General features: G+C 74.2%; 4 protein-coding genes. 1 reads left to right on the top strand and 3 read right to left on the bottom strand.

The genetic code is table 11. From position 1 onward, the window contains the following. From N864_RS19385 to N864_RS19375, 3 genes are all read right to left on the bottom strand, one after another. The coding region (locus N864_RS19385; protein ID WP_081794046.1) for a DUF3027 domain-containing protein at nt 1-813 on the bottom strand (813 nt) is incomplete at its 3' end. A gap of 1 nt (nt 814) precedes the next feature. Further along, nucleotides 815-1,210 carry a cold-shock protein gene (locus N864_RS19380; protein WP_034721148.1) on the bottom strand — a complete coding sequence of 132 codons (396 nt, stop codon included), beginning with the start codon at nt 1,208-1,210 and terminating at the stop codon, nt 815-817. Nucleotides 1,211-1,329: 119 nt separating this feature from the next. After that, on the bottom strand, nt 1,330-2,250 hold the full coding sequence (locus tag N864_RS19375; protein WP_034721146.1) for an aldose 1-epimerase family protein: 921 nt from the start codon (nt 2,248-2,250) through the stop codon (nt 1,330-1,332). A 54-nt stretch (nt 2,251-2,304) separates the two neighbouring features. Between N864_RS19375 and N864_RS19370 the strand changes: the two genes are divergently transcribed. After that, entirely contained in the window at nt 2,305-4,647 is a 2,343-nt protein-coding gene (locus N864_RS19370; protein ID WP_034721144.1) for a helicase-associated domain-containing protein, read from the top strand. Nucleotides 4,648-4,665: the final 18 nt, after the last annotated feature.

Here is a 4,665-nt window from a genome sequence, read left to right as displayed (position 1 = left end):
CGAAGGGCCACTACCCGTCGAAGGGCCACCATCCGACGGGGCGTCGGCTGCCCCGGAGGCGTGCACCTCGATGTCGACGGCGAGCTCGTCGAGCACCGGGTCGGGAACCGGAGTCGGCTTCTGGGGCGTGACGTCCGCCTCCGAGTGCGCACCGCAACCGTGGTCGAGCGAGACCACTCGTCCGTCCGAGGGCGACCACTCGTTCGCGCAGACCCCGAAGACCGCCCGCAGCGCACCGGCCATCGGCAGGAAGTAGCCACACGTCGAGCACTGGGCCGGCGCCTTCTGCGCCACCTCTGCGGTGGGCCCCGGCTCGCCGTCGTACCACCGGGTGGCGGCCACCTCGCGGCCCTCGGCGGACAGGACCCGTGGCCGGCCGAGCCCGAGCTCCCAGAACGCCATCTGGTCGACGTCCTCGTCACCGGTCGCCTCGAAGCCGGGCTCCAGGTTGGGGTCGTCGGGCTGGTACGGCAGCACGTCGCCGGCACCGATGTCGCCGGGCGCGAGCCGGTCGGCGTAGGGCACCCACTCGGGCGCGAGAACCGCATCGGGCCCCGGCAGCAGGTTCGTCTCGCAGACGGTCGCGGTGCGCGACCGCGACACCCGGGCGACGCTGACGCCCCAGCGCCAACCCCGGTAGCCGGGCGACCGGCACTCGAACCAGTGCATCGCGAGCCGCTCGCCGAGCATCTCCACACCGAGGTGCGCCCCGACGGTGCCCGGCTCGGCGACCGGCTCGAGCTCCGCGCGCGCCAGCGCCACGGCGTCAGCCAGGACCGCGTCGGTCTTCGAGGAGGTGGCGGCCGGGGTCACCTCAGCCCTCCAGGTCGTCGGCGACGCGGCGGAGCACCTGGGCGACCTTCGCGCCGACCTTGCGCTCGGGGTAGTGCCCCTTGCGCAGGCCGGTGCTGACGCCGTCGAGCAGCTGCATGAGGTCCTCGATGATCACGACCATCTCCTCGGCGGGCTTGCGGTCGCGCTCACGACGCCCGGCCGCGACGGACGGGGCCGGCTCGAGGAGTCGCACCGACAGGGCCTGAGCCCCGCGTCGACCCTCGACGATGCCGAACTCCACTCGGGCGCCCTTCTTCAGCGTCGTGACGCCCTCGGGCAGGGCGCTCGCGTGCAGGAACACATCGCCGCCCTCGTCCTCGGCGATGAAGCCGAAGCCCTTGTCGGCGTCGTAGAACCTGACCTTGCCAGTGGGCACAGTCCACCTCTTGCTCGTTGCTCGGAAAGTCCCTCCCAGCCTAACGGGACCGGCACCGCCCCCGAACCGAGTATCACGCGCGCGCCCGCTCGCCCCCTCGAGGGCACCGCCCGCCCGGCTCACCCGGGATGGATGCCCCAGGTGCCGGTCCACTCCTCGCCGGGCTCGAGGACGACGAGCGACGTGCCGGAGTTGAAGGCGTCCGCCGGGCACGACATCGGCTCGACGGCCACTCCGGGGGCTCCCTTGTGCAGGTGCGCCGCACCGGTGAAGACCTGCAGCCACGGGAACGCGGCGTCCGCCCAGAGCGTCACCGACCCGAACGCCTCGGACTGGACCCGGCAGCGCCACATCCCGTCGTCGTCGCGCCGCACGTCGGTGTAGGCGGTGTCGAGGATCTCTGAGCCGGCCCGACCGCCGTGCCGGAAGTCGTACCGCGTCCCGTCCACGGGGTGGGTCCGGGTCGGCAGCATCCGGTCGTCGGTGGCCAGCCACGTCGCTGCGGGGACGTGGAGCTCGACGTCATCGATCGGCAGCGAGCCGATCGACAGGTAGGGGTGGGCGCCGTAACCGAACGGCGCCGGCCGGGTGCCGACGTTGCGCGCGGCGGGAGTGACGATGAGTCCGGTGTCGTCGAGGACGTACGTCGTGCGCAGGTCGAGCTGGTGGGGCCAGCCGGGCTGGGGATGCAGCCGGTAACGGACGGCGACCGACTCCGGCTCGTGCTCGAGCAGCTCCCAGAGTGCCCAGCGGACGAGGCCGTGGGTCGCGTTGTCGCGCGGCACCTCCGTGATCGACAGCTGCTGCGACTGGCCGGCGAACTCGTACCGGCCGTCCCGGATGCGGTTCGGCCAGGGCATCAGCTGCTGCCCGCGGCCGGACCGGCACTCCTCGTCCTCCGCGTAGCCGGCCACGACGGCCATCCCGTCCTTGGTGAAGCTGCGCAGTCCACCGCCGACCTCGACGACGGTCGCCTCGAACGGCCCGTGCGCGATGGTGAACTGCTGGCCGGTCGGCGCCTCGGGCGTCACCTCACTCATTCCCCGAGCGTATCGGCCTCAGCGTCCCGGACCCGCGCCACTAGGTTGGTCGACATGGCCGTTCCGAGCCGCAGCCTCGCCGACGACATCCGGCGCCGCACCGACGACGAGCTCGTCGGGCTGGTACTGGCGCGCCCGGACCTGGCCCGCCCGGCGCCCGCCGACCTGACCGGCCTCGCCGCCCGAGCCAGCACCAAGGCGAGCGTCCAACGCGCGGTCGAGGCCCTCGACCGGGGCCAGCTGCAGGTCCTCGAGGCGCTCGTCGTCGCCGGCGACGACGCGAGCCGCGAGTCGGTGCGCAGGCTGCTCGGTGTCGCCAAGAGGGACGAGCCGAGGGTCCGGTCGACCATCGATGACCTTTGGCGGGCCGCGCTGCTCTGGCGCTCGGACGGCACCCACCACGTCGTCCGCACGGTCCCCGAGGTCCTCGGTCGTAGCATCGCAGGCCTCGGCTCACCCGTCCGGGAGCTGCGCCCCTCGCCGGGCAGCGACCTGAGTGCCATCGAGGACCCGCAGGCCCTCGCCGACCTGCTCGCCGCGGCACCCCCGACGGCCCGCGCAGTGCTCGACAAGATGGCGTGGGGGCCGCCCCTCGGGGTGCTGCCGACGAGCGGCCCTGGCCAGACCGCGGTGCGCTGGCTCCTCGAGCACCACCTGCTCGTCACCGTCTCCGTCGACCGCGTCGCCCTCCCGCGGGAGGTCGGGCTTGCCCTGCGGGGCGGCCGGCTGCACCGCCACGCCGAGCTGGACGCGCCGGAGCTCCCGGCCCGCACCGTGCCGTCCGTCGACGCCCTGGCCGGCGGCGCCGCGAGCGAGCTGCTGACGCAGATCGACGAGGTGGCCGAGGCGTGGGGCGCCGAGGCGCCGCGGGTGCTCCGCGCGGGAGGCGTCTCCGTGCGCGACCTCCGGCGCACGAGCGAGCTCCTCGACGCCGACACCGCCCGCACGGGGTTCCTCGTCGAGCTGATGTATGCCGCTCACCTCCTCGCCGACGACGGCGAGGTCGTGCCCGTGTGGGCTCCCACACCGGAGCTCGACGACTGGTCCTCGTCGGAGGCGGGCCACCGGTGGGCGACCCTCGCCTCGGCGTGGCTCCGGATGACGCGAGCGCCACATCTCGTGGGCCACCGAACGCCGGGAGCCTCCGGTGTCGCGAACGCGCTCGGGCCCGACATCCAGTGGCCGCCGGTCCGGGCCATCCGCCGTGACGTGCTGGCCGAGCTCGAGGGGCTGCCACGGGGGTCGGCGCCCACGGCCGAGGATGTGACGCGGCGGCTCCTCTGGCGACGGCCGCTGAGATCGGGCGCTGTTCTCGGCGAAGCGGTCGCGGCGGTGCTGCGCGAGGCCGAGTGGCTCGGGATGACGGGGCGTGGCGCGCTCTCGGACCCCGGCCGGACCCTCCTCGTCCCGGTGCACCCGTCGAGCGCCACGAGGGTCCCGCACCAGGGTGACTCCGCGACGCCGGGGCTCGAGACGGCGGCCGCGGCCATGTCGGCGCAGCTGCCGCAGCCCGTCGACCACGTCCTCCTGCAGGCGGACCTGACCGCGGTCGCACCCGGCCCCCTCGTCGGCAGCCTGGCCGCGTTCATGCGCCTGGCCGCCGACGTCGAGTCCCGCGGCGGAGCGACCGTCTACCGCTTCACGAACGAGTCGGTCCGGCGCGCCCTGGACGCCGGCTGGTCCGCGGCCCACCTCCTCGACACCCTGCGGAGGTCGAGCCGCACCCCAGTCCCCCAGCCACTCGAGTACCTCGTCTCGGACGTCGCCCGGAGGCATGGGCGCACGCGGGTCGGCGGCGGAGCGGCATACATCCGCTCGGACGACGAGGCCACCCTCGAGGCGATGCTCGCCGCACGCGACCTCGCCCCGCTGCTGCTACGGCGCATCGCGCCGACCGTCCTTGTGTCCCAGGCAAACCCGGCTGTGGTCACAGACGCTCTGCACGACGCGGGCTTCGCCCCCGTCACGGAGTCGCCCGACGGCAGCGTCGTCGTCGCGGAGACGCGACGCCGCCGGGCACGGACCCGACGCACGGCAGCGGTCGCGGTCTCGCCGGTCGACGAGCCGTACACCCGCTCGCTCGTCACCGGGCTGCGGGCCGCGGAGGAGGCCGCCGACGCCCGGCGGGTCGAGGAGGAGCAGCGGGAGGGCCCGCACATCCCGGTGACCGATCCCGTTGTGACCCTGGCGCTGCTGCGAGACGCCGCCGCGGACCGACACGGGGTCTGGATCGGGGTGACCGACCGGCACGGGGGACGAACGCGCGAGCTGATCCACCCCCGGCGGATCGAGGGCGGCCAGGTGCGAGCGACCGACGCGGCGGGTCACGAGAAGAGCTACTCGATCCACCGGATCACCGGTGCCACCCTCGACCCGACCACCCCAGCCGTCGAGTGAGCGCAAACTCCGGTTGCG

The organism is Intrasporangium chromatireducens Q5-1 (genome assembly GCF_000576575.1).
GTDB lineage: Bacteria > Actinomycetota > Actinomycetes > Actinomycetales > Dermatophilaceae > Intrasporangium_A > Intrasporangium_A chromatireducens.
The sequence above is the reverse complement of the archived record's forward strand: the minus strand, read 5'-3'. Positions and strand labels throughout refer to the sequence as shown.

Coding starts and splice junctions, on each gene's coding strand:
- N864_RS19375 (WP_034721146.1), bottom strand. CDS start 2,250: ATGAGTGAGGTGACGCCCGAGGCGCCGACCGGCCAGCAGTTCACCATC.
- N864_RS19370 (WP_034721144.1), top strand. CDS start 2,305: ATGGCCGTTCCGAGCCGCAGCCTCGCCGACGACATCCGGCGCCGCACC.